Origin of the sequence: Micrococcus sp. TCR-5, from assembly GCF_052220525.1 — a bacterium.
GTDB lineage: Bacteria > Actinomycetota > Actinomycetes > Actinomycetales > Micrococcaceae > Micrococcus > Micrococcus luteus.
This window is the reverse complement of the sequence record NZ_JBQPDO010000001.1, coordinates 68366-94184: the sequence shown is the minus strand read 5'-3', so window position 1 is coordinate 94184 and position 25819 is coordinate 68366. Positions and strand designations below refer to the sequence as shown.

23 protein-coding genes are annotated in these 25819 nt (G+C 74.2%); 8 read left to right on the top strand and 15 right to left on the bottom strand.

All coding sequences use genetic code 11. The features are described from left to right. The first annotated feature begins 116 nt into the window (after positions 1 to 116). The gene (locus tag ACTSKS_RS00435; protein ID WP_141842602.1) at positions 117 to 3116 is read left to right on the top strand and encodes an FtsK/SpoIIIE domain-containing protein; all 3000 of its coding nucleotides are present in this window, start codon (positions 117 to 119) and stop codon (positions 3114 to 3116) included. Positions 3117 to 3647: 531 nt separating this feature from the next. After that, complete coding sequence (locus ACTSKS_RS00430) at positions 3648 to 4226, top strand: dienelactone hydrolase family protein (RefSeq protein WP_135039692.1); 579 nt, start codon at positions 3648 to 3650, stop codon at positions 4224 to 4226. A gap of 19 nt (positions 4227 to 4245) precedes the next feature. Here the strand turns inward: ACTSKS_RS00430 and ACTSKS_RS00425 are convergent, their stop codons facing one another. Beyond that, a complete protein-coding gene (locus ACTSKS_RS00425) occupies positions 4246 to 5649 on the bottom strand; it encodes an MFS transporter (RefSeq protein ID WP_135039693.1) in 1404 nt (467 codons plus the stop codon). Positions 5650 to 5720: 71 nt separating this feature from the next. After that, on the bottom strand, positions 5721 to 6302 hold the full coding sequence (locus ACTSKS_RS00420; protein WP_036313994.1) for an LURP-one-related/scramblase family protein: 582 nt from the start codon (positions 6300 to 6302) through the stop codon (positions 5721 to 5723). A 141-nt stretch (positions 6303 to 6443) separates the two neighbouring features. On the opposite strand from ACTSKS_RS00420, the gene ACTSKS_RS00415 reads away from it, so the two are divergent. The 3 genes from ACTSKS_RS00415 to ACTSKS_RS00405 are packed head-to-tail and all read left to right on the top strand — an operon-like array spanning position 6444 to position 8837. Beyond that, complete coding sequence (locus tag ACTSKS_RS00415; protein WP_036313995.1) at positions 6444 to 7634, top strand: LLM class flavin-dependent oxidoreductase; 1191 nt, start codon at positions 6444 to 6446, stop codon at positions 7632 to 7634. Then, entirely contained in the window at positions 7631 to 8320 is a 690-nt protein-coding gene (locus ACTSKS_RS00410; protein ID WP_061867916.1) for an FMN reductase, read from the top strand. Before ACTSKS_RS00415 ends, ACTSKS_RS00410 begins: the two co-directional genes overlap by 4 nt. Further along, on the top strand, positions 8292 to 8837 hold the full coding sequence (locus ACTSKS_RS00405; RefSeq protein WP_227717910.1) for a MarR family winged helix-turn-helix transcriptional regulator: 546 nt from the start codon (positions 8292 to 8294) through the stop codon (positions 8835 to 8837). The genes ACTSKS_RS00410 and ACTSKS_RS00405 overlap by 29 nt, the downstream gene beginning before the upstream one ends. A gap of 99 nt (positions 8838 to 8936) precedes the next feature. Here the strand turns inward: ACTSKS_RS00405 and ACTSKS_RS00400 are convergent, their stop codons facing one another. The 8 genes from ACTSKS_RS00400 to ACTSKS_RS00365 form a co-directional block, all read right to left on the bottom strand. After that, a complete protein-coding gene (locus ACTSKS_RS00400) occupies positions 8937 to 10181 on the bottom strand; it encodes a trypsin-like serine protease (RefSeq protein ID WP_228062783.1) in 1245 nt (414 codons plus the stop codon). Positions 10182 to 10303: 122 nt separating this feature from the next. After that, positions 10304 to 11305: an SseB family protein gene (locus ACTSKS_RS00395; protein ID WP_282963420.1), complete on the bottom strand. Its 1002-nt coding sequence runs from the start codon at positions 11303 to 11305 to the stop codon at positions 10304 to 10306. Continuing rightward, positions 11302 to 12087 carry a bifunctional 1-(5-phosphoribosyl)-5-((5-phosphoribosylamino)methylideneamino)imidazole-4-carboxamide isomerase/phosphoribosylanthranilate isomerase PriA gene (priA, locus tag ACTSKS_RS00390; protein WP_200968527.1) on the bottom strand — a complete coding sequence of 262 codons (786 nt, stop codon included), beginning with the start codon at positions 12085 to 12087 and terminating at the stop codon, positions 11302 to 11304. Before priA ends, ACTSKS_RS00395 begins: the two co-directional genes overlap by 4 nt. Before the next feature lie 32 nt (positions 12088 to 12119). Further along, positions 12120 to 12278 (bottom strand): hypothetical protein, encoded by a 159-nt coding sequence (locus ACTSKS_RS00385; RefSeq protein WP_004167696.1) that lies wholly within the window; start codon positions 12276 to 12278, stop codon positions 12120 to 12122. Continuing rightward, positions 12278 to 12937, bottom strand: coding sequence for an imidazole glycerol phosphate synthase subunit HisH (gene hisH, locus ACTSKS_RS00380; protein WP_200968526.1), 660 nt, complete (start codon positions 12935 to 12937; stop codon positions 12278 to 12280). The genes ACTSKS_RS00385 and hisH overlap by 1 nt, the downstream gene beginning before the upstream one ends. After that, complete coding sequence (gene hisB / locus ACTSKS_RS00375) at positions 12937 to 13518, bottom strand: imidazoleglycerol-phosphate dehydratase HisB (RefSeq protein WP_152743305.1); 582 nt, start codon at positions 13516 to 13518, stop codon at positions 12937 to 12939. The genes hisH and hisB overlap by 1 nt, the downstream gene beginning before the upstream one ends. A gap of 181 nt (positions 13519 to 13699) precedes the next feature. Next, on the bottom strand, positions 13700 to 14821 hold the full coding sequence (locus ACTSKS_RS00370) for a histidinol-phosphate transaminase (protein ID WP_044658584.1): 1122 nt from the start codon (positions 14819 to 14821) through the stop codon (positions 13700 to 13702). A 43-nt stretch (positions 14822 to 14864) separates the two neighbouring features. Continuing rightward, positions 14865 to 15239: a LysM peptidoglycan-binding domain-containing protein gene (locus ACTSKS_RS00365; protein ID WP_044658585.1), complete on the bottom strand. Its 375-nt coding sequence runs from the start codon at positions 15237 to 15239 to the stop codon at positions 14865 to 14867. Positions 15240 to 15532: 293 nt separating this feature from the next. On the opposite strand from ACTSKS_RS00365, the gene lexA reads away from it, so the two are divergent. Continuing rightward, entirely contained in the window at positions 15533 to 16249 is a 717-nt protein-coding gene (gene lexA, locus ACTSKS_RS00360; RefSeq protein ID WP_063190303.1) for a transcriptional repressor LexA, read from the top strand. 48 nt (positions 16250 to 16297) lie between these two features. On the opposite strand, the gene ACTSKS_RS00355 is transcribed toward lexA, so the two are convergent. Beyond that, the gene (locus tag ACTSKS_RS00355; RefSeq protein ID WP_442927200.1) at positions 16298 to 18397 is read right to left on the bottom strand and encodes an ATP-dependent DNA helicase; all 2100 of its coding nucleotides are present in this window, start codon (positions 18395 to 18397) and stop codon (positions 16298 to 16300) included. Then, positions 18394 to 20034 (bottom strand): GTPase HflX, encoded by a 1641-nt coding sequence (hflX, locus tag ACTSKS_RS00350; protein WP_442927199.1) that lies wholly within the window; start codon positions 20032 to 20034, stop codon positions 18394 to 18396. The genes ACTSKS_RS00355 and hflX overlap by 4 nt, the downstream gene beginning before the upstream one ends. Before the next feature lie 444 nt (positions 20035 to 20478). On the opposite strand from hflX, the gene ACTSKS_RS00345 reads away from it, so the two are divergent. Next, entirely contained in the window at positions 20479 to 21642 is a 1164-nt protein-coding gene (locus ACTSKS_RS00345; protein WP_095695527.1) for an NAD(P)-binding domain-containing protein, read from the top strand. A 25-nt stretch (positions 21643 to 21667) separates the two neighbouring features. After that, the gene (locus tag ACTSKS_RS00340) at positions 21668 to 22303 is read left to right on the top strand and encodes a class I SAM-dependent methyltransferase (RefSeq protein ID WP_134416538.1); all 636 of its coding nucleotides are present in this window, start codon (positions 21668 to 21670) and stop codon (positions 22301 to 22303) included. A gap of 57 nt (positions 22304 to 22360) precedes the next feature. Here the strand turns inward: ACTSKS_RS00340 and dapF are convergent, their stop codons facing one another. From dapF to miaB, 3 genes are read right to left on the bottom strand one after another with little or no spacing between them, the layout of a single operon-like run. Beyond that, positions 22361 to 23314, bottom strand: a complete 954-nt coding sequence (gene dapF / locus ACTSKS_RS00335; RefSeq protein ID WP_442927198.1) for a diaminopimelate epimerase — start codon at positions 23312 to 23314, stop codon at positions 22361 to 22363. A 9-nt stretch (positions 23315 to 23323) separates the two neighbouring features. Next, positions 23324 to 24262, bottom strand: coding sequence for a tRNA (adenosine(37)-N6)-dimethylallyltransferase MiaA (miaA, locus tag ACTSKS_RS00330; protein ID WP_256836270.1), 939 nt, complete (start codon positions 24260 to 24262; stop codon positions 23324 to 23326). Continuing rightward, entirely contained in the window at positions 24262 to 25809 is a 1548-nt protein-coding gene (gene miaB / locus ACTSKS_RS00325; RefSeq protein ID WP_020628159.1) for a tRNA (N6-isopentenyl adenosine(37)-C2)-methylthiotransferase MiaB, read from the bottom strand. The genes miaA and miaB overlap by 1 nt, the downstream gene beginning before the upstream one ends. Positions 25810 to 25819: the final 10 nt, after the last annotated feature.

Genomic DNA, 25819 nt, shown 5'->3' with positions numbered 1-25819 from the left:
GGTCCCGTTCGACGGGGAGTTGTCCACAGGCCGCCCGAACCGCCATCAGGCCGTGGCAGGGTCGTCCCCAGGCGGCCGGACGGGCCGGTCGCCGGTCTCAGGAGGGAGGGGCGGGGATGGCCTGGAGCGTGCGGATCCTGGGCGGGGCCGCTCCCGAGACATGGCGGGTGGAGCACTTCCCCGCCGACGCGGACGAGCAGGACCGGGCGGTGCGGGAACGTTTTCCCGCCCGGTCGCTGCACCGGTGCGCTGCCGGGCCGCGCAGCGTGACGTACGCGGAACGGGTCGGGAGTGCACCGGCCCGGGGGCCGGAGCTCGCGGTGGTCACCGAGCACGGACCCGACGCCGGCCGCCTCGTCCCTCTGGGGGAGGGCGGGTTGAGCACGGGACGCGGTGGGGCGCGGCTGCTGCTGGACGACCCCTCTGCCCCGTCGCGGCCGATGCGTCTGCGGCTCGCGCCCACCGGGCTGCACGTCCACGACGGTCCTCGGGACACCGGACGCCTGTGGGACGGCCGCAGCCCGCTCCCTGTGGGCCGGACCGCCCTGGGCCTGGTCCGCGGGCCCGGGGCCGCCCTGCCGCGGCCGGTCACGCCGGAGCCGCCCGCCGTCGACCTCGGATCCCCACCGGCCCGGCAGTCCGTCGTGATCCCGCTGGTGGCGGCCCTGGGCCCGCTGGTGCTCGGGGTCGCCCTGGTCCTGATGATGGGCAACCCGGTGTTCCTGCTGTTCGGTGTGCTGTCCGTGACGGTGGCGCTGGTCATGCTGGCGATGCAGCGCCGTACCCGGCTGCGGCATGCGCGGCTGCTCGCCGCCCGCGCGGACGCGGTCGTGCGCCGGCGGGCTCAGGCGGCACTGAGCCCCGGTGCGGTGGCCCGCGCCGTCCGCTCCGGCGCGACGGACCGCTTCGGGCTGACGTCGGGGGCCGACGAGGCCGTGGCGGTCTCGTGGGGTTCCGGCGTCGGGGCGCTGTCCCTGTCGCGGGACGACCCGGACGAGGCATGGGTGGAGGCCGTCACGTCGCGGCGCACCGTGATGACGACGTCACCGCCGGAGTCGCGCGTCGTCGTGCTCGGGCCGCCGCGCGATGTGGCCGGGGCCTGCCGGTGGGCGGTGTTCCAGCTCCTGCGGCACGCGGTGGCCGCCGACGGCGCGTTCGTGGTGGAGGCCGGTGGAGTCCGCCGCACCTGGTGGTCGGGCGGGTCCGGCCCGCGGCTGCTGGTGTCGGCTCTTGAGGACGCGGCACTGGATCCGGCGTGGCGAGCGTGGCGGGCCGCCATCGGCGGCGACGCGGGGACGACGCCCACGGCCCGGGCGGATCTGCCCTGGACGCGGTACGACTTCACCGGGCCGTCGCCTGCGCCGGGGGACGCCGTCGTCGACCTGCGCGGGCGCACCGTCGTGGTCCCGGCCGAACAACAGCGCTTCGAGGACGTGACCGCCGACGGCCTCGCCGACGGCACCCTGGTCGCCTGGCTGACCGAGCTGGCCGACGACGTCGTGGACCTCGGCCTGCTGCCCACCGACGACGGCGACGGCACGCTCACACCACCGGGGCAGGTGGGCGCCCGCGATGCCGTCGACGGGCTCACCGTGACCCTCGCCCGTAGCGGCGACGAGACGGGCGTCGTCGAGATGGACCTGGCCGCCGACGGGCCGCACCTGCTCATCGCGGGCACCACGGGATCCGGGAAGTCGGATCTCCTGCTGTCCCTCCTGCTGGGGGCTGCGGCGCACCACCCGCCGGCCGAGGTCGCGTTCCTGCTGCTGGACTTCAAGGGCGGCGCGTCGTTCGGTCCGCTGGGCGCGCTCCCCCACACGATGAGCCTGGAGACCAACCACGTGGGAACGGCCTCGTTGCGGGCGCTGAGCGCCATCCGGGCGGAGCTGCATCGCCGCGAGGCCCTCTTCGCAGAGGCCGGGGTCAGCGACTATCCCGGTTTCCGTCGCCGCCATCCGGACGCGGCGCTGCCTCGGCTCGTCGTGGCGATCGACGAACTGCGCGTGCTCGTGGACGACCACCCGGACGCGGCCGCCGTCCTGCAGCGTCTGGCCGCCACGGGCCGTTCCCTCGGCTTCCACCTCATCCTGGCCACGCAGCGGGCCACGGGCGCGGTGGGCTCGGACCTGCGCTCGAACCTGGGCAGCACGATCGCCCTGCGCACCGCGACGGAGCAGGAGTCGTGGGACCTGGTGGGCACGGCCGCCGCGGCCCGGCTCGACCCGCGTCGCCCCGGCTCCGCGATCCTCTCGACGGCGGGGCGCCCGACGGTCGCGTTCCGCGCGTCCCAGTGGACGGTCGACGGCGGCACGCCCGTGTGGCGACGGCTGGGCGAGGCCGCGGCCGCCCCGGCCGTCGCCCCCTGGGAGGCCGTCGTCTCGGTCCTGGTGGAGAAGTACGCGGCGGGTGACTGGCCGACACCCCCGCCCGTGGTCACCCCCGCCCTGCCGGAGCGCTGGGTGCCGGACCGCGCTCGCCGGGCGGAGGCCACGGCCCTGGCCCTGCTCGACGACGCGGCCCACGGCCGGCACCGTCCCTGGCGGTGGCCGACCGGCGCGGAGGGACGCACCGCATGGATCGTCGAGGCCGCGGGCGGTCGCGCGGAGACGCTGGCCGCCGTCGTCGAAGTGGCGCTGCGCAGCGGCCGGCCGGTGGCCGTGCTGGACGGCACCGGGGAGGCCGCGGCGGCCGCGCGGTCCGGGACGCCGGTGCTGACCCCGGACGTCGAGGGGGCCGGGGAGGCCGCCCTGGCCCGCCTGCGCGAGCTCGCGGCCGCCGGCGGCACGGCGGTGATCACGGGCTGGAACGCGTGGTCCGGCCTGCGCGTCGGGGACACCTACCGCACGGTCGAGGAGGACGTGCACGACTGGCTCGGCCGTCCGACCGCCGCCGGCCTGCGGTTGGCGGTGTTCGGCGGCCGAGAGCTGGCGACGGGCCGGCTGCTGCTGCACCTGCCCCACCGCTTCTTCGTGCCGGCCGGGACGAACGCCGAGCACCGGCTCATCTGGCCCCGGCTGACCGAGGTCGAGCCCCTGCCGGGGCGGGCCGTGCACATCAGTCCCGCCGTCCCCGAACCCGGCATGCCCTGCCAGCTCGCGTCTCCCGCCCCGGCGTGACCGCACTGACGGCGATTCCCGTGTGACCGCAGCGGAACGGTGGACTCAGCTCCGACGTCCACCCGGCGAGACGTTCTCCCGTCCTCCGTCGAACGTGGATGCCGTGGTCGAGGTCGCCAGGAGCAGTCGGACAGGGCGCCCCTTCGTCGCCGTACGTCCGAAGCGGCCGCGGCATCGTCCGGCGAAGACGTCCCGAAGGTCGCAGGACGGATGAGGCCAGGAGGCCGCTGGCCGCTCCTGCCTCGAGCAGCCCCGTGACCGATCGCACGAGTGCCTCGGCACTCATGCAGAAGATTCCTCGCCGCTCGCTCGCGCAGTCTCCGACCGCGCGACGTGAAGACTGAGACGGTGCTGTCCTGGGGCCGCCGAGACGAGAACCCAGGGCACCAGTCGGGGAAGCACTGCGCTTGCCCTCCACGCAATGAGCGCCAACTCACCCGTGGCGACAGACGCGAGCCACCTCACGTCTTCGCCCCCGCTCACACACCCCCACGATGGGGCAGCCGCTCACCGCGGTCTACGCTCTGACCCATGGCGCAGATCATCCTCTTCCACCACGCCCTCGGTCTCACGGACGGCGTGCGCGCGCTCGCCGACCAGATCGCCGCCGGCGGTCACACGGTCCACACCCCTGACCTCTACGACGGCCGCACCTTCGCCACCGTGGACGAGGGTGTCGCCCACGCCCAACAGATCGGCTTCGAGGAGATCGGCCGGCGCGGCATGCGGGCGTGTGCCCAGCACCAGGAGGCCTCCGTCGTCGCGGGCATCAGCATGGGTGTGATGCCCGCCTGGCGTGCCGCCCAGGTGGTCCCCGGCTTCCGCGCGTGCATCGCCATGGCCGGCGCCGAGGCCCTCGACGCCTACGCCCCGCTCTGGCAGCCCCACACCGCCCTGCAGATCCACCTCGGCACCCGCGACCCCTGGGCCCTCGAGGGCGACCTCGAGACCGCCCGCTCCTACGCGGCCACCGCCGAGCACCCGGACCGCCCCGCCGACCTCTTCGAGTACGACACGGACCGGCACCTGTTCATGGACTCCTCCACCGCGGACTTCGACGCGGACCTCACCGCCGTGCTGATCCGACGCATCCACGAGCTCCTGGCCTGAGCCGCGGAGCGGGCCCGACTCAGGCGGAGCGCCGCCCGCGCGCCACCGTCGCCAGGGCGGCCAGCAGCACGAGCACGAAGCCCGCGGCCGCCGCGAACACGTAGCCCGCGGACGGGGCGATGCCGTCGATGAACACGCCGGCCAACGGGGCGCCCATGGCGGCGCCCGCGGTCATGGCCGAGCCGTAGAAGCCCATCGCCTCGCCACGCCGCTCCTCCACCACGAGGTGCGAGAGCCGCGACGAGGCCGAGGCCAAGGTCGGCGCCGTGAGCAGACCCGAGGGGATCGAGGCCAGCGCGAGCGCCCACACCCCGTCCACGACCGCGAGCGGCACCGTCGCCACGGCGAACAGCGCCATCAGCAGGTACGGGTGCACCTGGCGGCCCCACGCCCCGTAGAACAGCCCGCCCACGGCGGAGGCGCCGCACCAGAACGCATACACCAGACCCACCGACGCCGCGGCGCCCTGGGACTCCAGCTCGGCCACCATCGAGACCTCGGTGCCGACCATGACGATCCCGGCCGCCATCGACACCACGAGCACGCCGAGCACCTCCGACCCGACCCAGGAGAAGTGGCTCCGCCGCCACTGCCGCAGCCGCTCGGCCCGGGCCCGACGCGGCGCCGTCGTCGGCCCGGAGCCGTCCGTGGCGATCACCGGCAGCGCCCCGGTGACGATCGGGATGGCCTCGGTGATCGCCGGCAGCGCGCCGGTGGCCAGGCTGGGGGCGGCCATCTCCACGTGCATGGGCGCGGCGGTCACCGCCTGGGCGATCGCCTCCTGACGGTCCTGCTCCTCGGTGTACGGGTCCTCGGTCGCCGGCCCGACGACGGCCAGCTGACTCGAGCGCGTGGGCGGGTTGAACCACATCAGCAGGATGCCGCCCAGCGCGCTGGACAGGCCCACGATGGTCAGGCCGAGGGCACTCGACCACGTGGCCGCGACGACGGCGCCCAGCGCCGGGCCCATCATGAAGATCGTCTCCGTGACGATGGAGTCCAGGGCGAAGGCCGTCTGCCGGTCCTTGCCGTGGGTGAGCACGCCGAGTCCCTGCCGGACGACCGAGAAGATCGGCAGCGAGAACACGCCGCCCAGGAACACGGCCAGGAGCATCGGCCAGAACGGCAGCCACGGGACGATCGGCCAGATCACCGCCTCCGCGATCACGGAGGGCAGCAGTGCACGGCGCAGCCCCTTCGCGTCCACCACGCGGCCCCGCCACGGCGAGCCCACTGCGATGCCCAGCGTCATCGCCGCCCCGGCCAGGCCGGCCTGGCCGTAGCCCAGGCCCAGCGTGAGGGCCACGTGGAGGGTGAGGATCACCCCGGCCGCGGTGTGCGGGAAGCGGGCGATGAACCCCACCGCCAGCAGATGGCGGATCCGAGGGTCCTGCAACAGCCGTCCGTACGCTCCGAAGTCCACCGTCGAATCCTATGGGAGGCGTCAAGGCACGCCCCGGAGGCGCCGCCGAGACGGCCGCGCGCTCGGCGGACTCAGCCGTTGCTGCGCCGGTCCTTGGCCCTGATCAGGTCGAGGGCGATGGCCGTGCCGAGCACGGCGCAGCGCACCACGGGCGGCATGCCGGGGTCCAGGCGCATCTCATACCGCGAGCGCCCGGCCAGGGCGTTCATGACGCCTCCGAACCGCGCGGTCACGCGGGCGATCGGCTGCTGGCCCACGGTCATGGCGTAGTCATGGTCCCACAGGTCGCCGGTCACCGCGAAGCACGTGCCGTCCACGACCTCGACGTTCACGGACGTCCGCAGGAACGCGAACTGGCGGACGAGGTGGGCCAGGGGCAGCCCGTCGGCGTCCAGGATCGCGAAGCGGTCGCGGCCGAACGTGGCCGGGTCGGCGAGGCGGAAGAGCACGCGGCCGTCGTCACCGTCGACCACGTCGAAGCTGCGGTTCCCCATCAGCATTCGGCCCAGGCCCCCGCCCGTAGTGACCACCGAGACGACGGTGCGCCCGTCCGGGTCCGTCACCTGGATGTCGTTGGACAGGAAGCTCGTCACCTGCTGCAGGATGAGGACGTCCGTGTGGGCGAGGCGACCGGCGTCGAAGGCGGGGCTCATGGGACCAGTCTGCCGTGTCGGGCCCTGCGGAATATTCAGGACGGGGCGGCTCGTTGTGCGGTATAGTTCATTTTTGAAGAACACGGCGACGGCGCGGCCGGCACCGTGAGACCCGCCCCCGGGCACACTGAGGAGCACACCATGCAGTTCGGCGTCTTCACGATCGGCGACATCACCGCCGATCCGACGAACGGGACCGCCCCCACCGAGCATCAGCGGATCAAGGACACCGTCAAGATCGCCCGCCACGCCGAGCAGGCGGGCTTCGAGGTGTTCGCGACCGGCCAGCACCACAACCCGCCCTTCGTGGCCCCGGGCAACCCGCCCACGCTGCTGGCCTACCTGGCCGCGCAGACCGAGACCCTCCAGCTCTCCACGGCGACGACCCTGATCACCACCATGGACCCGGTGCGTCTGGCCGAGGACTACGCGTACCTGCAGCACCTCGCCGACGGTCGCGTGGACCTGACGATGGGCCGCGGCAACACCGGCCCCGTGTACCCGTGGTTCGGCAAGGACATCCGCCAGGGCATCCAACTCGCCGTGGAGAACTACAACCTCCTCTACCGCCTGTGGCATGAGGAGACCGTGGACTGGAGCGGCAACCACCGCACCCCGCTGCAGGACTTCACCCTCACCCCGCAGCCCCTGGACGGCGTCGCCCCCTTCGTGTGGCACGGCTCCATCCGCTCCCCCGAGATCGCCGAGCAGGCCGCCTACTACGGCGACGGCTACTTCCACAACAACATCTTCTGGAACAAGGAGCACGTCATCCAGATGGTGCGCCTGTACCGCCAGCGCTACGAGTACTACGGCCACGGCAAGGCCCATCAGGCGTACGTGGCCCTGGGCGGCCAGGCCTACATGGCGAAGAACTCGCAGGACGCCGTGGCGGAGTTCCGCCCCTACTTCGACAACGCGCCGGTCTACGGCCACGGCCCGTCCCTCGAGGACTTCTCGAGGATGACGCCCCTGACGGTCGGCTCGCCGCAGCAGGTCATCGAGCGCACGCTCACGTTCCGCGACTGGGTGGGCGACTACCAGCGTCAGATGTTCCTCATCGACCACGCCGGCCTGCCCACGGACACCGTCCTGCGGCAGATCGACCTCTTCGGCGAGGAGGTCCTGCCCGTGCTGCGCAAGGAGTTCGACGCTCTGAAGCCGGACGACGTCCCGGCGGCCCCGACCCACGAGTTCCTCGTGGCACGCGCCCGCCGCGGCGAGGCTCCCGTGCCCGGCGGCAAGGAGGGATCGCAGGCCCAGCTCGACCGCGCGGCGGCCGCCGAGCAGCGCGCCACCGCCGATGCCGCGAAGGGCGGTGCCGCGCAGTGACCACCCCCGGCGCCCCCGATGCCTCCGCCCCGTTCACGCCGCAGGCCCGGCACCTCGCCGTGGTCTCCGGCGGATCCGGGGACCCGTCCCAGACCCGCATGCTCGCCGAACGCATGGCCGAGTCCGCCTCGGCCGCGCTCTCCGAGCACGGCGTGGTCCCGCAGATCCACCTGATCACGCTGCGGGAGCTCGCCACGGACATCGCGCAGGCCCTGGTGACCTTCGCGATCTCCCCGGCCCTGCGCGCCGCCCTGGACGAGGTCGCCCAGGCCGACGCCGTCATCGCGGTCTCGCCCACGTACAAGGCCTCCTACTCGGGCCTGTTCAAGTCCTTCTGGGACCTCGCGGAGCCCACGTCCGTCGTCGGGGTGCCCGTGCTCCTCGGCGCCACCGGCGGCACCGCCCGCCACTCGCTCATGATCGACACCGCCATGCGGCCGCTGTTCGCCTACCTCAAGGCCCGCATCGTGCCGACCGCGGTCTTCGCGGCCTCGGACGACTGGGGCGAGGCGGCCGGCGTGCAGGCCTCGATGCGGACCGACCCGCTGCAGTCCCGCATCCGGGCCGCCGGACGCGACCTGGCCGAGATCACCCTGAACCGCCCCCCGCGGGCACGCGCCGCCGCGCCCGCGGACCTCGACCTGGAGGTGACCCCCTTTGAGCAGCTCCTCAACCCCGGCCCCTGAGCCCGCCACGCAGGACGCGGCGCCGGCGGAGCCCGACGGCGGCTGGTTCGGCTCCGCCTCGGAGGCGCACCGCCCGGTGGACCCGCCCAAGCGCGCCTGGCGCGCGTACTTCGAGGCCACCCAGATGCTCACGGAGGTCCTGGAGCGCCGCCTGAAACAGGACTGCGGCATGTCGCTGGCCGACTACAACCTGCTGCTGCTCCTCTACGAGTCCCCCGAGGGCCGGCTCCGGCTGGGAGAGCTGGCGTCCCGGATGGTCTTCTCGCCGTCCCGCATCACCTACCAGGTGAAGACGCTCGTGGCCCGCGGCCTGATCGACCGCCGCCCGGTGGCCTGTGACCGGCGGGGCTTCGAGGCCGTCCTCACCGACGAGGGCCGGTCCGCCTTCCGACGCGCTGCGATCGAGCACGCCCGGCAGGTGGACGAGCTCTTCCTCGGCGACCTGGCGCCGGGCGAGGCGGAGTCCCTCACCCGGATCTTCTCCCGCCTGGGGCGGCGACTCGAGGGGCTGTGCTGACCGCGTCCCCACCTGGCCGGGGCCGCCCCGGGACGTCACGAGGCCCGGTGATCCGTGCGGGATCACCGGGCCTCGTCGTGCCGTTGGGGGCGGAATCGATCAGCCGACCAGCTGACCGCCCAGGGTCACGGTGGCGTCCGTGGCGGCGCCGGCCGCGTCGACCACGGTCACCACCACGGAGCCGCCCGCGGGCACCTCGGCCGGCACGGGCAGCCAGGCGCGGTACTCGCCGGTGAGGTCCAGGCCGTCCTGGCCCAGGACGGTGCCGTCCGCGTCATAGGCCGTGACGGTGACGGAGGCGAAGCCGCCCTGTTCGGTCTGCGCGACCACCTGGGTGCCGTAGGCGACACCCTCGGCGGGCGCGGCCACGACGTCGGTCACGCCCGGCGCGGCGGCCTCGGCGGCCGGGGTCTCAGCAGCGGGGGCCGCCTCGGCGGCCTCCTCCTCCGCGGCGGCCTCGGCGCGGGCCTTGAGCTCGGCCGCGATGGCCTCCTCCTCGGCCGGCGTGAACTCCGTCAGCTCGGACTCGTCCACGGCGGGCTCGCCGCCGGTGGGCAGGTCCTCGTCGGCCACGGGGCCCGCGACGTCGGCGATCGCCGGGGCGGTCTCGGCGGCCGGAGCGGTCTCCGCGGCCGCGGCGGTCTCCGCGGCCGCGGCGGTCTCGGCGGCGGGCGCCGCGGAGGCGTCCAGCGCGTCGAGGGACTCGACCGGGACCATGATCGAGGACATCGCCTGGGCGTCGCAGCCCACCACGTTGCCCTCGGCGTCGAAGGTCACCGGGGCGATGCCCGAGATGACCCCGACCACCCGCTGCTGGGCGTCATAGACGGCCCCGCCCGAGTCGCCGGCGTAGGTCGAGGCGGTGTCGAGGGCAACCTGATCCGCGTACGCGTCGTCGCAGACCGTGGCGGCCTCGAAGGTCTGCGTGTGGGACACGGTGTTCGGCGCGCCCAGCGGCACGGACGAGCCGTGGGTGTAGACGGTCTCGCCCACACCGATGGACGAGGCCGGCCGCGTGGACCAGTCGCCCACGACGTCGACGTCGTCGGCCAGGGCCACGCGGACCGCGTCCACGCCCGAATCGCCGGGCAGTGCCGAGACGGTGCCGATCGCGGTGCCGTCGACGTCGCGGACGGTCGAGCCGATCTGCCATTGGCCCGCACCACAGTGGGCCGCGGTGTAGGCGGTGGCGTCGTCGACGATGGTCAGACTGCACGCCCCGGCCGGCGCGGTGATCGCCGAGCCCTGGGTGAGCGTGGTCTGCGCGAGGGCGGGGCCGGCGCCGGCCACCACCACCGCGCCCAGCGCCGCGGTGGCGACGCCGGTCAAGGTTCTGGTTCTCATGGGTACTCCTCGGAGGATGGGAGGCATGGGGCCGGCGCGCGGCGCACGGCCTCCAGGACGGGGTGGGGCCACCACGGGCCCTCCCCTCCCCCTTAACGGTACCGGACAGGCCGGGCGACCGATCAGGGTCGGCGGACCGTGATCTCCACGGAGTCGGCCCGCTCGGCCAGCAGCGGCAGGTCTGCCAGGAGGGTCTTGAGCGTGGCCGTCATCAGGCGCACCCCGGCCGCGTCGGCGTCCCGGGTGGGCATCGCGACGATCTGCAGCTCGGGCCCAGCCCCGCCTCCGTTCATCACCGCGCCGGAGCCCGTGTGCGTGGCCACCCCCGACCCGGGTGCGAGGCCCAGGTTCAACAGGTTCGGGACCAGGTCGGCGACCTCGGCGATCTCGTCCGCGATCTCCTGGTCCCGATAGGCGGGGGTCCACTCCCTCTGCTGGGCGAGCGACCACACGGCCGGGCGTCGCACCACGTACGTGTGCTCGGCGCCGGCGTCGATGACGACGAGCTCACAGCCCTCGTCCACGGCGGACAGGCAGGCACGCGGCAGCCACACGGCCACGGGTCGGGCGACCGGGTTCCATGCCGTCAGCGCGGGCACGTTCGTGAACACCGGCAGCGCCTGCCGGCCGTCCGGCGCGCGCATGGTCACGAGGGCCACGTCCGCGGCCTTGTCCCCGTGCGCCGCGACGTCGTGCTCGTGACCGGTGTGGTCGGCGTGGTCGTGGACGTCGCCCTCGTCCACGGCAAGGGTGGGCACGACGGCGGCGAACACGCGGATGCGCGCGAGCACCTCCGTCACCTCCCGCTCACCGGCGGAGCCGTCCGTCAGGGCCGCCATGACGGCGGTCCACTCGGCCGGGCTGGTGCCGTCGTCCTCGTCGAACACGTGCAACGGGTTCGCGGAGCCGTCCACGCCGGGGCCGGAGAGGTCACGGCCCTGCCACGGGACGCCCGCGGTGTCCGCGGTGCTCTCGCCCGCGGTCTTCTCCCGCATGCGGTCGAGTGCGGCCCGGATGTGCCCCGGCAGCTCCCGGGCCGCCGGATGCGGCACCGCGACCGTCTGGTCGATCGGGCCGAGCCCGTCGCCGCGGGCCAGGCCGCCGTCGTCGTGCGAGCCCGTCACGGGGCGACCGGGCCGGGCTGCTCGGTGCGCGCCTGCTCCACCGTGGCGCCGCCGGCGACGGCCAGCGCCTGCTCCAGGCTGAAGCGGCCGGCGTACAGCGCCTTGCCCATGATCGCGCCCTCGACGCCCTGGCCGGTCATGGCCGCGAGCGCGGCGACGTCCTCGAGGGAGGAGATGCCGCCCGAGGCGACGACCGGCTTCGCGGTCTTCGCGCAGACCTGGGCCAGCAGCTCCGTGTTCGGCCCCTTGAGCGTGCCGTCCTTCGTGACGTCGGTGACCACGTAGCGGGCGCAGCCGGCGTCCTCGAGGCGGGCGAGCACCTCCCAGAGGTCGCCGCCCTCCTTCGTCCAGCCGCGGGCGGCGAGCGTGGTGCCGCGCACGTCGAGGCCCACGGCGACCCGGTCGCCGAAGCGCTCGATGACGCGCGCGGTCCAGTCCGGGTCCTCGAGGGCGGCGGTGCCCAGGTTCACGCGCGCCGCGCCCATCTCGAGGGCGTTCTCGAGTGAGGCGTCGTCGCGGATGCCGCCGGACAGCTCGATCTTCACGCCGATCTCCTCCACCACACGGCGCATGACCTCACGGTTGTCACCGCGGCCGAAGGCGGCGTCCAGGTCCACGAGGTGGATCCACTCCGCGCCGGCGCGCTGCCAGTCCAGGGCGGCGGTCACCGGGTCGCCGTACGAGGTGGCGCTGCCGGCCTCGCCCTGGACGAGGCGGACGGCCTGGCCGTCCTGGACGTCGACGGCGGGCAGCAGCTCGAGGGCGGGGGCGTTCGGGGTCATGGGGTTCCTCTCGGGTGGGGCGGCCGGCGCGATCAGGCGCCGACGGTCAGGAAGGAGGCGGCGATGGCCATGCCGGCCAGCACGAGGACGATCACGATGGCCCACAGCGGCGCCTTCTGCGTGCGCATGGACCAGGCGGCGCCGAGCAGCAGCCCGCCGAGGGCGAGGTACAGGACGGACCAGTAGGGCATCAGAGGGTCTCCAGCCAGTTGCGCAGCAGCTGCAGCCCGGCATCCCCGGACTTCTCGGGGTGGAACTGCGTGGCGGACAGGGGGCCGTTCTCCACGGCGGCGATGAAGTCCACGCCGTGGTGCGCCCAGGTGACCTGGGGCGGACGCATGGCGGAGATCGTCTGGTCGAACTCCCAGTCGAGCACGCCGTAGGAGTGGACGAAGTAGAACCGCTCGTCCTCGATGCCCGCGAAGAGGGCGCTGCCCTCGGGCGGCCGGACGGTGTTCCAGCCCATGTGCGGCAGGACCTTGGCGGGCAGCTCGGCGACGACACCCGGCCACTCCCCCATGCCCGCGGTGCGCTCGCCGTGCTCGACGCCGGCGTCGAAGAGGATCTGGTGGCCCACGCAGATGCCGAGGACGGGTCGGCCCCCGGCCACGCGGCGGCCGATCCAGCGGGTGCCGCCGACCTCGGTCAGTGCCCGCATCACGGACGCGTACGCCCCGACACCGGGCACGAGCAGCCCGTCGGCCTCCTGCACGGCCTGCGGATCGCGCGTGAGCTCGACCTCCGCGCCGGCCCGCTCCACGGCACGCAGCGCCGAGTGCACGTTGCCCGAGCCGTAGTCCAGGACGGCGACGCGCGGCCGCACGCCGGGGACGGTGGTGGGGCGGGCCATCAGAGGGCGCCCTTGGTGGAGGGCACGCCGGTCATGCGGGGGTCGTCCTCGACGGCGGCGCGCAGGGCGCGGGCGAAGGCCTTGAACTGCGCCTCGACGATGTGGTGCGGATCCCGGCCCCGCACGACGTCCATGTGGAGGCAGATCGCCGCGTGGTACGTGATCGACTCGAACACATGGCGGGTCATGGAACCGGTGAAGTGCCCGCCGATGAGGTGGTACTGCTGCCCCTCGGGCTCGCCCTCGTGCACGAGGTACGGCCGGCCGGAGACGTCGACGACGGCGCGCGCCAGCGCCTCGTCCAGCGGCACGGACGCCTCGCCGAAGCGGCGGATGCCGGACTTGTCCCCGAGCGCCGTCTTGAGCACCTCGCCCAGGGTGATGGCGACGTCCTCGACCGTGTGGTGCACGTCGATGTGCGTGTCCCCGGTGGCACGGACCGTCAGGTCGATCTGGGAGTGCCGGGACAGCGCGGTGAGCATGTGGTCGTAGAACGGCACGGTGGTGGAGATCTCAGCGCGGCCGGTGCCGTCCAGATCCATCTCGACGTACACGTCCGACTCGCTCGTGGTGCGCGTCATGCGCGCACGGCGTCCGGAGATCAACTCGGCTGCCACGGGTCCTCCTCGGGCTGGGTCCGCACCGGTCCGGGACGGGTGCGGGGGGATGCGGGTGCGCGCGGCCGGTGCCGGCGGGCCGGGGCGCCGCGCGCGCTGTCCCTATCCTAGGGAGCCGGGCGGACGCCGAGACTCCGGTGACGCCTCAGGACCGGTCCCCGGTCTCGCCGAGGACCTCCGCGAGAGCGGTGAGGAACGCCGTCGTCTCCGCCTCGGTGCCGGCGGTGACGCGCAGGTGGTGCGGGATGCCGACGTCCCGCACGAGGACGCCGCGGTCGAGCAGGCGGCGCCACACGTCGGACGCGTCCTCGAGGTGACCGAAGAAGACGAAGTTCGAGTCGGACACCGAGGGCCTCAGTCCCAGGCCGCGCAGGGTGGAGACGATGCGGTCGCGCTGGGCCTTGATGTCCTCCACGGTGCGCAGCAGCGCGTCCACGTGGTCGAGGGCGGCCTCCGCCGTGGCCTGCGTGACCGCGGAGAGGTGGTACGGCAGGCGCACCAGGCGCAGGGCGTCGGCGACGGCGGGGTCCGCGGCCAGGTAGCCCAGGCGCGCGCCGGCCAGGGCGAACGCCTTGGACATGGTGCGCGTGACGATCAGCCGCTCGCGGCCGGGCAGGAGCGTAAGGGCGGAGCGGGTGCCGGCGAGGGCGAACTCCGCGTAGGCCTCGTCCACGACGACCATCGCGCCGGGCCCGCCGGCGGCCTCGTTCTGCGCCTGCGCGGCGTACACGGCCTCGATGGTCGCCAGGTCCAGGGCCGTGCCCGTCGGGTTGTTGGGGGAGGCCAGGAAGACGACGTGCGGACGGTGCTCCCGCACCATGGCCGCCGCGTGCTCGGCGCTGAGGGTGTGGTCCGCGGCGCGGCCGCCGTCCACGAACACGGTGTCCGTGCCGCCGGCCAGCAGCGGGTACATGGAGTACGAGGGCAGGAAGCTCAGCAGTGTCCGTCCGGGGCCGCCGAAGGCCTGGAGGATCTGCTGCAGGATCTCGTTGGAGCCGTTGCCGGCCCACACGTGGTCCGCCGTGAGGCCGTGGCCGAGGTAGCCGGCGAGCGCACGTCGCAGCCCCGTGAACTCGCGGTCCGGGTAGCGGTTCAGCCCCCCGGCGACGGCCGCGACCCGCTCGGCGATGGCGGTGGCGACCTCCTGCGGCACCGGATGCGTGTTCTCGTTGGTGTTGAGCATGTACGGCACGTCCAGCTGGGGGGCGCCGTAGGGGCTCAGGCCGCGGAGGTTCTCGCGCAGGGGCAGGGAGCTGAGGTCGGTCATGGCCGCCAGTCTAGGAACCGTGGAGGGCGAGGCCCGCCGTGCGTCACCGCATGGCCGGGACGAACAGCTCCTCGCCCGGCGCGGGGGCCCGGCCCTCGAGCCCGTTGAGCTCGTCGATCGTGGCGATCACCTCGTAGACGTCCGCCTCCGGCGCCACCGTGGCGGCGATGGTCCACAGGCTGTCCCCGGGCATGACCGTGACGGACTGGGTGGCCGGTCCCGCGGTGTCCGCGGACACCGCGGCGGGCGACAGCAGCACACCCAGGAAGAAGGCGGCCGCCAGCGTGGCGGCCACGGCCGCGGCGATCACGGGGATCCCCCGCAGCACGAGGCGGCCGCGGCGGGTCAGACGGATGGTGGCCGGACGCGGCCGCGCCGTCGCGGGCGAACCGGCGAACTGGGCGGTGGTGAGCGTCATGGTGTCCTCCTCCGGGGCGGATGCCCTCCAGGCGATCGAACATATGTTCGAATCCGTTCGAATCCCTTTCTAGCACAGGTGTTCGAGACACGCCACGACGAGATCGAACATATCTTTGAAGGAGAGGCGGCTCTCCTCTAGGCTCGAAGCGATGCACGGACGCCCCGGAACGCCCCCGGGGATCGCCAGGACACAGGCAACCAGCGGGGGCGGACACGGTAAGCGTCCGGACGGCAGCCGGACGCCGGAACACGAGTCCGGCCACCATCACCCCGGGAGAACGGACGGCAGCCATGAGCACCACCGACGATCAGCCGGCGGCGCGCGCGCCGCTCACCGACCGCCAGCGGCGGATCGTGCAGACCATCCGGGACGCGATCGCCGACCACGGCTACCCGCCCTCCATGCGCGAGATCGGCGACGCCGCGGGCCTGGCCTCGCTCTCCTCCGTCACGCACCAGCTGGGCCGTCTCGAGCGGCACGGCTACATCCGGCGCGACCCCGGACGCCCGCGTGCCCTCGAGGTGCTGCTCGACGTGGACGGCACCCCGCTGGGCGAGGCCGCCTCCCCCGCCGCTGCGCCGTCGTCGCAGGTCTCCACGATCCCCGCGTGGCACACCGGCACGGACGAGGCGGACAGCGTGCCGGTCCCCTGGGTCGGCCGCATCGCGGCGGGCGGCCCCGTCCTGGCCGAGCAGCAGGTCGAGGACGTCATGGCGATCCCGCGACGCCTCACGGGCGAGGGCGAGCTGTTCATGCTGCGTGTCACGGGTGACTCGATGGTGGACGCCGCGATCTGCGACGGCGACTGGGTGGTGGTGCGCCGGCAGGAGACGGCGGAGAACGGCGACATCGTCGCGGCCCTGCTCGACGACGAGGCCACCGTGAAGACCTTCCGCCGCCGCGACGGGCACACCTGGCTCCTCCCCCAGAACACGGCCTACGAGCCCATCCTCGGCGATCACGCCACCGTGATGGGGCGGGTCGTCACGGTCCTGCGTTCGCTCTGACCCGCTCCCTCCGACCGGGCCGGGCTGACGGCCCGAGGCCGAGCGAGCTCAATCGCCCGAGGCGAGCCGTGCCAGCACCCCACGGACGACGTCGCCGTCCGTGGTGCGCCAGAAGTCCGGCAGGGCGCTCGTGATGTAGCCGCCGTACCGCTCGGTGGCCAGGCGGGGGTCCAGCACGGCCACCACGCCGCGGTCCGTCACGGAGCGCACGAGGCGCCCGGCGCCCTGGGCCATGCGCACGGCCGCGTGCGTGGCGGAGATCCGCATGAACCCGTTGCCGCCGTGCCGGGCGACGTCCCGGGTGCGGGCCTGGGAGAGCGGGTCGTCCGGCCGCGGGAACGGGATGCGGTCGATCACCACCAGCCGCAGCGAGTTCCCCGGCACGTCCACGCCCTGCCACAGGCTCATGGTGCCGAGCAGGGACGTGTCCGGCTCCTCGGCGAACTGGCGCACGAGGGCGGAGAGGGTCGCGTCCCCCTGGCACAGGATCGTGGTCTTCGGCCCGAGCCGACGGCGCATCTCGGCGGCGGCGTCCTCGGCCGCCCGGCGCGAGGAGAACAGGCCGAGGGCCCCGCCCCGCGACGCCCTCAGGAGCGCCTCGAGCTCATCCAGGGACTCCGGCGAGGCCGTCCTGCCGGGCCGGGGCAGGTGCCGGGCCACGTAGAGCACCCCCTGACGCGGGTAGTCGAAGGGGCTGCCGACGTCGAGGGCCTCGAACTTCGGGGCGTCCGGACCGGCCAGGCCCACGTCGCCGGCCACCGAGTCGAACCGGCGCTCCCCCGAGCCCACGGTGAGCGTGGCGGAGGTGAGCACCGTCGTCGCCTTGCCGAACAGGCCCTCCCGCAGCTTGCCGGCCACCGAGAGCGGGGCCACGTAGAGCTGGGGCGGGTCGGTCTCGTCCCCCGGCTGCCAGCCCACGCCGGGCTCGAAGTGGCCGGGGCGGGTGGCCCACAGCACCTCGGGGAAGTCGGCCTCGGGCCTGGCGGCGAGCATGCGCTCCACCACCTCGAGGACCTCGAGGATCCGCGAGCGCGCCATCTGCCGTCCGCCGTCGGCGTCGGCCTCCTTGTCCTTGTCCTGGCCGAGGTCGGACAGGCACTGGCGCGCGGCCGTGAGGACGCCGGTGAGGGCCTGCTCCTGCACCTCGTCCGGGCCGGCGGCGATCAGGCCGGACGGGGTGTCCGTGAACGCGCGGTCCAGGGCCGCCCCGGCTTCGATCAGGTCCTCCACGGCCACGGTGGTGTGACGGCGCAGCGAGGTGGCGGCGCCGTGCACGATCGACCCGGACAGCTGCCCGGTGACCGCACCGGTCACCCGGTCCTGCAGCTCGTGGGCCTCGTCCACGACGACGGCCGAGTACGCCGGCAGCACCGCGAGCCCCTCGAAGGCGCTGATGGCGAGCATCGCGTGGTTGGTGACCACGACGTCCGCGTCCGCCGCGTCCGCGCGGGCCCGCTCGGAGAAGCACTCCTCGGCCTGGGGGCAGCGGGACGCGCCGAGGCAGTCGACCGCGGAGACGGAGACCTGCCGCCACGCGCGGTCGGTGACGGGGACCTCGAGGTCGTCGCGGTCCCCGGTCTCGGTCTGGTCCGCCCACGCCCGCAGGTACATCACCTCCTTGCCCAACAGGGAGGAGGGCCCGGCGGCGCCGTCCGTGGCGGAGCCGATCACCCCGCCGTCGTCGGCGACCGTGAAGAGGGCCTCCTCGCCCTCGTCCCCGGGGTAGCCGCCGTCCACCTTGTGCCGGCACAGGTAGTTGGAGCGGCCCTTGACCAGGGCGACGACGGGCTCGCGAGGCAGCTCGTCCTTGAGCGCCTCGACCAGCCGAGGGGCGTCCCGCTTCATGATCTGGGCCTGCAGCGCGAGCGTGGCCGTGGCGACGACGACGGGGTCCTCCTGCGTCATCGCGTGCTGGATCGCGGGGATGAGGTAGGCGAGGGACTTGCCGGTGCCGGTGCCGGCCTGCACGAGCAGGTGGCGGCGCGACTCGAGGGCGCGCGCCACCTGCAGCACCATCTCCCGCTGGCCCGCGCGATGCTGGCCGCCGGTGGCCTGCACCGCGGCGTCCAGCAGGCGCAGCGCCTCGCGCTCGCGCTCCGTGCGGGGCTGCGCGCCGCCCGCCCCGACTTCCTCCGCCCCGCCGCTCACAACGCGTCCGCCTCCACGACGAACTCGGCGAAGTCCAACGCGATGTCCTCACGGACCAGCACGGACAGGCGGGTGCCGCCCTCCTCGTAGCCCTCGGCCAGGATCTCCGCGTCCGCCGAGTGGAGGCGGGAGACCAGCTCACCCCGGGTGAACGGGATCAGCAGTTCGAGCCGCACGTCAGGCCGCGGGATGGTGGCCGCGATGGCGCGCTCGAGCTCGTCGATGCCCTCGCCGGTGCGCGCGGAGACCACCACGGCGTGGGGCTCCTTGGACCGGATCCGGGCGACGACGGCCGGGTCCGCCGCGTCCGCCTTGTTCAGCACGATGATCTCGGGGATCCGGTGCGCGTCCACCTCCGCGAACACGGAGCGCACCGCGGCGATCTGGCCCTCGGGGTCCGGGTGCGAGCCGTCCACGACGTGCAGGATGACGTCCGCGTCCGCGACCTCCTCGAGGGTGGAGCGGAACGCCTCGACCAGCTGCGTGGGCAGGTTCCGCACGAAGCCGACCGTGTCCGAGAGGGTGTAGCCGATGCCGTCCGGCGTCATGGCCTTGCGCACGGTGGGGTCCAGGGTGGCGAACAGGGCGTTCTCCACGAGCACCCCGGCGTGGGTGAGGCGGTTGAGCAGGGACGACTTGCCGGCGTTGGTGTAGCCGGCGATCGCCACGGACGGCACCCGGTTGCGACGACGGTTGGCGCGCTTGGCCTCGCGTGCCGGCTTCATCCCGGCGATGTCCCGGCGCAGCTTCGCCATGCGGGTGCGGATGCGGCGGCGGTCCAGCTCGATCTTGGTCTCGCCGGGGCCGCGGGAGCCGATGCCCTCGCCGGCGGCGGCACGGCCGCCGGCCTGCCGGGACATGGAATCGCCCCAGCCGCGCAGGCGCGGCAGCAGGTACTCGAGCTGCGCGAGCTCGACCTGGGCGCGGCCCTCACGCGAGCTCGCGTGCTGGGCGAAGATGTCCAGGATCAGCGCGGTCCGGTCGATCACCTTCACCCGCACCACGTCCTCCAGCGCACGGCGCTGGGACGGGGCGAGCTCGGAGTCCACCACCACGGTGTCCGCGCCGTAGAGCGCCACGATCTCGGCGAGCTCCTGCGCCTTGCCCTTGCCGAGGAACGTGGCCGGGTCCGGGGTGGCACGGCGCTGGATGACGCCGTCGAGCACCTCCGAGCCCGCGGTCTCGGCGAGCGCGGCGAGCTCCCTCAGGGAGTTCTCCGCGTCCTCCGCGGAGCCCTCGGTCCAGACGCCCGCCAGCACCACGCGCTCCAGGCGCAGCTGGCGGTACTCGACCTCGGTCATGTCCTCGAGCTCGGTGGACAGGCCCTGCACGCGCTTGAGCGAGTGACGCGCGGCGAGCTCGTCCTGGTCGCCGTCGGCGTCCGTGTGGCCGTCCTCGCCCTCGTTCAGGGCGAGTGCGCGGCCCGCGAGCGCGCCGGAACGGTCCGGGGTGCCGGCGTCGGGGGCGCCCTCGTCGTCCGCGGCCACGCTGACCGCGGAGCCGCGCCCGGTCGCCTCGCGCTCGGAGGCACGGCGAGCGTCATCGGCGGCCAGGATGCGCTCGATCACGGCCTGGATCTCGTCCTCGGAGCCGTGGGTGCCCTGGGGGCCGGGGGTGTGCTGGTTCTTCTCAGTCATGGTCTCCTCTGGGCCGCCGCGGTCGGGTGGCCCGATGGTCTCAGGGTAAAGGGGTGCGCGGACGCGTTAGGCGGCTGTCCGCAGGGGGCGGACGTGACGGGTGACGCGCACGGCCGTGTGGGCAGGGGTCGGCGCCGCGCTGCGACGATCTCGCGGCGGCTCCGTTCGCGGGAGGAAGGCGAGCACGCGGCACCGCAGCCACGAAGTCTCGTCGGCGGGCGTGCAGGGGCGGACCACATCGTCCATGATGGGATCTCCATCAGGTGCCGGGGCGCGCTCGACGGCCTCATCCGAGGCGGGCGCGCGAGGGGGCGGGGGCGGGCAGTGACGCGGGGGCGTCAGCGCAGGAAGATCCACATGGGCGTCGAGTGTACCGGGCGGCGCGTGTGGGCGACAGGGGCCCCGGCGCCCGGTCCGCTGACGACGCGCACGTATCCTGCGGGCATGACCGCGTCCCCCTCCCCCGCCCCGCCGCAGCCCGGCCGGACGGGCCGGGCGACCGTCGTCGTGATCGGCGCGGGCCAGGCGGGGCTGTCCGCCGCCTACCACCTGCGCCGCCGCGGCTTCGTGGGGCTGACTCCGAACGACGACGGCGCCGCCGGCGTCCCCGAGGACGCCCCCGGCACGTTCGTGGTGCTCGACGCGGAGACCGCCCCGGGCGGGGCCTGGCAGCACCGCTGGGACTCGCTCACGATGGCCACCGTCAACCACATCCACGAGCTGCCCGGCGACCCGGTGCCGCCGGCCGACCCGGCCGCGCGCGCCAACGCCCTGCTGCCGGCCTACTTCGCGGACTACGAGGCACGGTTCGCCCTGCCGATCCGGCGGCCCGTGCGCGTGAGGCGCGTCGAGCGGATCGGCGAGCCGGGACGTGCGCGCGGGTTCTTCGTCCGCACGGACGGGGCGCCGGGCACGTGGCGGGCGGACTTCGTGGTCAACGCGACCGGCACCTGGACGTCCCCGCGGTGGCCCTCGGTGCCCGGGATGCGCTCGTTCCGCGGCCGGCAGCTGCACACCCATGACTACGTGTCCAAGGACGAGTTCGCCGGGCAGCGGGTGGGGATCGTGGGCATGGGCGTCTCGGCGACGCAGCTGCTGGCCGAGACCTCCACGGTCGCGGACACCCTGTGGGTGACCCGCCGCGAGCCGCAGTGGCAGGACTCGGCCGCGCCCGGCGCCCTGGCCGAGTCGGTGCGCGGGGTGGACGAACGGACCCGTGCGGGCCTGCCGCCGGGCTCCGTGGTCGAGGCGACCGGGATGCACCGCTCGTCCTGGGTGCGCGAGGCCGAGACACGAGGCGTGCTGGTGCGCCACCCCATGTTCACGGCCGTCGAGCCGGACGGGGTGCGGATGCCCGACGGCTCGTTCGAACCGGCGGACGTGATCCTCTGGGCCACCGGCTTCCGGCCGGCGATCCGGCACCTCGCTCCCCTGCGGCTGCGCACGCCCGCCGGCGGCATCCGCGTGGCGGGCGCGCGCGCCCTGGACGAGCCGCGCCTGTTCCTCCTCGGCTACGGCCCCTCCCAGTCCACGGTCGGGGCCAACCGCGCCGGGCGCGACGCAGCGCGCGCGATCCTCGCGGACCTGGCCGGGCCGGCGTCGGGCTGAGGGCCGCGACGACCTGCTGGCTACCATGGTCGCCGTGAGCTCCGCATCCCACTACTTCGACGCCGACCCCTCCGCGCCCGAGCGGCGCCGCACCCTGCGGACCCGCCTGGCCGGCCGCGACGTCGAGGTCCAGACGGCCAACGGGATCTTCTCCCCGGACGGTCTGGACAAGGGCACCGCGGCCCTGTTCTCGGCCGTGCCCGCGCCGCCGGCGAGGGGCCGGTTCCTCGACGTCGGCGCGGGCTGGGGGCCGGTCGCCCTCACGCTGGCGCTGCGGTCGCCCGAGGCGGAGGTGACCGCCGTCGAGGTCAACGACCGCTCCCTGCAGCTGACCCGCGACAACGCCGCGGCGCTGGGCCTCGGCAATGTCGTGGCACTGCGGCCGGAGGACGTCCCCGAGGGCGCGGAGTTCGACCTCATCTGGTCCAACCCGCCCATCCGGATCGGCAAGCCGGCGCTGCACGCCCTGCTGGAGCGGTGGCTGCCACGACTGGCCCCCGGCGGCGAAGCCTGGCTGGTGGTGCAGAAGAACCTCGGCGCGGACTCGCTGCTGCCGTGGATCGGCCGGATGCTCGAGGAGCGCGCGCCCAGCCGGTTCACCGCGGAGCGGGCGGACAGCGTCAAGGGCTTCCGGATCCTGCGGGTGGCGCGGGCGCGCTGAGGCGCCGTTTCCCGAACGACAGCGGTTCGTGGCCCGCCGTTTCCCGAACGAAAGCGGTCAGGCGGTGAGTTCGCCGTCGAAGACCAGCTCGGCCGGCCCCGAGAGGACCACGTGCTCGGCCCCCTCCGGACCCGGCACGACATCCACGGCCAGCACGCCACCGGGCACCTCGACGAGCCACGAGTCCGAGCCCTGGTCGCCCGACCACGCGCGCATCGCCACAGCCGCCGCGCACGCGCCCGTCCCGCAGGACTGGGTCTCGCCCACCCCGCGCTCGTGCACGCGCATCCGCACGCGGCCGACGCCCTCGCGCACGAGCGGCTCGTGCGCGGCCACGAACTCGACGTTCGTGCCGTGCGGCGGAGCCGGGTCCACCTCGGGGGCGCGGCCCAGGTCCAGACCCTGCAGGTCGGCGAAGGAGGCCAGCGGGACCACGGTGTGGGGGTTGCCCATCGAGACGCTCAGCGCCGGACGCGGATCGGTGAGGCCGTGGGCGAGGACCATCGAGTCCGACGCCGCCTCCTCCGCCAGCTCGGGGTTGAGGTACGACCAGGGGCCCATGTCGATCGCGTAGCCGTGCTCGAGCCGGGTCACGGCCTTCACGCCGGCGCGCGTGCCGATGGTGATCGACCGGCCGGGGGCCAGGTCCACGAGGCCCTTCTCGACCAGGAAGTGCACGAAGACGCGCACCCCGTTGCCGCACATCTCGGCGATCGAGCCGTCGCCGTTGCGGTAGTCCATGAACCACTCGGCCTCGGGGTGCTCGGCGAGCAGCGCCGCACCCTCCGGCAGGCGCGCGGACCGCACGGCGCGGATGACGCCGTCGGCGCCGATCCCCCGGTGCCGGTCAGCCAGCCGTGCGACGCGCTGGGCGTCGAGCTGCGTGTTGCCGTCCGGGTCGGCGATCAGCACGAAGTCGTTGCCCGTGCCATGGCCCTTCGTGAACGGCACGCGCGGCGCGCTCGCGTGGAGGGGGTCCTGGGCGGCGGGCGCCGCGGGCTGCTCGGTCATGGGCCCAGTCTAGGTGGCGCCCCCGGCGACGACGGCGAGCGCCTCCGCCACGACGTCCTCGCCCTGCGCGTCGAGCCAGACGACGCGCGGGTCGGCCCGGAACCAGGTCTCCTGGCGTCGGGCGAACCGGCGCGTGGCCACGACGGTCTGCTCGGCCGCCTCCGCCTCGGTGAGCTCGCCGTCGAAGACGGCGAGCATCTGGGCGTAGCCGATCGCGCGGGACGCGGTCGGTCCCTGCCGCAGCCCGTCCGGCCCGGGGACGTCAAGGCGGCGGACCTCGTCCAGCAGGCCCTCGGCCAGCATGCGCTCCACCCGGGCCGCGATCCGCCGGTGCAGCTCGGCCCGGTCCAGGCGCAGGCCGAGCTGCACCACGGGGGCGACCTCCGGGGCGTACGTGCGCTCCGGCATGAACGCGGAGAACGGGCGGCCCGTCAGCCGGCACACCTCCAGCGCGCGCACGATGCGGCGGGCGTCCTGCAGCCGCTCCGCCGAGACCGGGTCCAGGGCGGCCAGCTCGGCCCTCAGCCCGGCCAGGCCCTCCCGCTGCGCGCGCGCCTCCAGCTCGGCCCGCAGCGCCGGGTCCGTGGGCGGGAACTCGAGCACGTCCAGCGCCGCCCGCACGTACAGCCCGGAGCCACCCACGAGGATCGGGGTCCGACCCCGCGCGCGGATCTGGTCGAACAGGTCGCGGGCCGCGGACTGGAAGGCCGCCACCGAGGCCTCCTGGCCGACGTCGAGCACGTCCAGCTGATGGTGCGGGACGCCCTCGCGTTCAGCCTGGGTGACCTTCGCCGTGCCCACGTCCATCCCCCGGTAGAACTGCAGGGCGTCCCCGTTGACCACCTCGCCGTCCAGCGCGTGCGCCAGGGCGACGGCGAGGGCGGACTTGCCCGTCGCCGTCGCCCCGACGACGGCGACGACGGGCGGCCGGGCCGCGGCGGCGGACATCAGGACCGCGGGCGCAGGGTCGGCATGCCGAGGCTCGTGGCCCCGGAGCCGCCCGCCGTGCCGGGGGCGGGCGCGCCGCACGACTCGGCCTGGGCGCGGTCCCACGCGTCGCCGGCCCGGGAGCGGCGCAGGACGTAGTCCTGTGCGGTCGGGTCGGCGACGGCGAAGAACGGGTGGGCCTCGGTGACCGTCACGGTGACGAAGTCGCCGGGGCGGGGGGTCTCGGCGCCGGCGGGCACGGAGAAGTGCACGAGCCGGTTGTCGGGTGCGCGCCCGGACAGGCGGCCGCGCTCCGCGGCCTTGGAGCCGGAGTCGGCGGTGACGAGCAGCTCCTGGCGGGTGCCGACGAGCGTGGCCATCTCCTCGGCCGAGATCCGGTCCTGCAGGGCCACGAGGCGCTCGAAGCGCTCCTGGACGACGGCCTTGGGCACCTGGTGGTCCATCTCCCCGGCCGGGGTCCCCGGGCGGATGGAGTACTGGAAGGTGAACGCGGAAGAGAAGCGGGAGGCCTCGACCACCCGCATCGTCTCGGCGAAGTCCTCCTCGGTCTCCCCGGGGAAGCCGACGATGATGTCCGTGGTGATGGCGGCGTGCGGGATGCGCTCGCGCACCTTCTCCAGGATCCGCAGGAACTTCGCGGACCGGTAGGAGCGGCGCATGTCCTTGAGCACCTTGTCCGAGCCCGACTGCAGGGGCATGTGCAGCTGCGGCATGACGTTGGGGGTCTCGGCCATCGCGTCGATGACGTCGTCCGTGAACGCGGCCGGGTGGGGGCTGGTGAAGCGGACGCGTTCGAGGCCCTCGATCTCCCCGCACGCGCGCAGCAGCTTGGCGAACGCGCCGCGGTCGCCGAACTCGACGCCGTAGGTGTTCACGTTCTGGCCCAGCAGCGTGACCTCGACGGCGCCGGCGTCGACGAGCGCCTGCACCTCGGCGAGGATCTCCCCGGGGCGGCGGTCCTTCTCCTTGCCGCGCAGCGACGGGACGATGCAGAACGTGCACGTGTTGTTGCAGCCCACGGAGATGGACACCCAGCCGGAGTGGGTGGAGTCGCGCTTGGTGGGCAGGGTGGAGGGGAACACCTCGAGCGACTCGAGGATCTCGATCTCGGCCTCGGCGTTGTGGCGCGAGCGCTCCAGCAGCACGGGCAGGGAGCCGATGTTGTGGGTTCCGAAGACGACGTCCACCCACGGGGCCCTGCGCTGGATGGCGGCCTGGTCCTTCTGGGCGAGGCACCCGCCGACGGCGATCTGCATGCCCGGGTGCGCGTCCTTCACCGCACGCAGGTTGCCGAGGTTGCCGTACAGGCGGTTGTCCGCGTTCTCGCGGACCGCGCACGTGTTGAAGACCACGAGGTCGGCCTGGGCGTCCTCGGCGACCGGGGCGTAGCCGGTGGACTCGAGCAGGCCGGAGATGCGCTCGGAGTCGTGCACGTTCATCTGGCAGCCGAAGGTGCGGACCTCATAGGTCAGGCCCTCGTGCGGGCGCGCGGCGGCGCCGTCCTGCGCGAGCGGGGTGGTGCGGGGGGTGGGGTCCGTCAGAGTCACCGCACCATTC

Excerpts from the sequence above, each read along its gene's own strand:
- ACTSKS_RS00370 (WP_044658584.1), bottom strand. The coding sequence starts at position 14,821 with ATGACCGACCTCAGCTCCCTGCCCCTGCGCGAGAACCTCCGCGGCCTG.
- ACTSKS_RS00385 (WP_004167696.1), bottom strand. The coding sequence starts at position 12,278 with ATGCCCTACTGGTCCGTCCTGTACCTCGCCCTCGGCGGGCTGCTGCTC.
- lexA (WP_063190303.1), top strand. The coding sequence starts at position 15,533 with ATGAGCACCACCGACGATCAGCCGGCGGCGCGCGCGCCGCTCACCGAC.
- miaA (WP_256836270.1), bottom strand. The coding sequence starts at position 24,262 with ATGTCCGCCGCCGCGGCCCGGCCGCCCGTCGTCGCCGTCGTCGGGGCG.
- ACTSKS_RS00365 (WP_044658585.1), bottom strand. The coding sequence starts at position 15,239 with ATGACGCTCACCACCGCCCAGTTCGCCGGTTCGCCCGCGACGGCGCGG.
- ACTSKS_RS00400 (WP_228062783.1), bottom strand. The coding sequence starts at position 10,181 with ATGAGAACCAGAACCTTGACCGGCGTCGCCACCGCGGCGCTGGGCGCG.
- hisB (WP_152743305.1), bottom strand. The coding sequence starts at position 13,518 with ATGACGCGCACCACGAGCGAGTCGGACGTGTACGTCGAGATGGATCTG.
- ACTSKS_RS00345 (WP_095695527.1), top strand. The coding sequence starts at position 20,479 with ATGACCGCGTCCCCCTCCCCCGCCCCGCCGCAGCCCGGCCGGACGGGC.
- ACTSKS_RS00430 (WP_135039692.1), top strand. The coding sequence starts at position 3,648 with ATGGCGCAGATCATCCTCTTCCACCACGCCCTCGGTCTCACGGACGGC.
- ACTSKS_RS00340 (WP_134416538.1), top strand. The coding sequence starts at position 21,668 with ATGGTCGCCGTGAGCTCCGCATCCCACTACTTCGACGCCGACCCCTCC.
- ACTSKS_RS00415 (WP_036313995.1), top strand. The coding sequence starts at position 6,444 with ATGCAGTTCGGCGTCTTCACGATCGGCGACATCACCGCCGATCCGACG.
- priA (WP_200968527.1), bottom strand. The coding sequence starts at position 12,087 with ATGACCCCGAACGCCCCCGCCCTCGAGCTGCTGCCCGCCGTCGACGTC.
- ACTSKS_RS00420 (WP_036313994.1), bottom strand. The coding sequence starts at position 6,302 with ATGAGCCCCGCCTTCGACGCCGGTCGCCTCGCCCACACGGACGTCCTC.
- dapF (WP_442927198.1), bottom strand. The coding sequence starts at position 23,314 with ATGACCGAGCAGCCCGCGGCGCCCGCCGCCCAGGACCCCCTCCACGCG.
- hflX (WP_442927199.1), bottom strand. The coding sequence starts at position 20,034 with ATGACTGAGAAGAACCAGCACACCCCCGGCCCCCAGGGCACCCACGGC.
- hisH (WP_200968526.1), bottom strand. The coding sequence starts at position 12,937 with ATGGCCCGCCCCACCACCGTCCCCGGCGTGCGGCCGCGCGTCGCCGTC.
- ACTSKS_RS00435 (WP_141842602.1), top strand. The coding sequence starts at position 117 with ATGGCCTGGAGCGTGCGGATCCTGGGCGGGGCCGCTCCCGAGACATGG.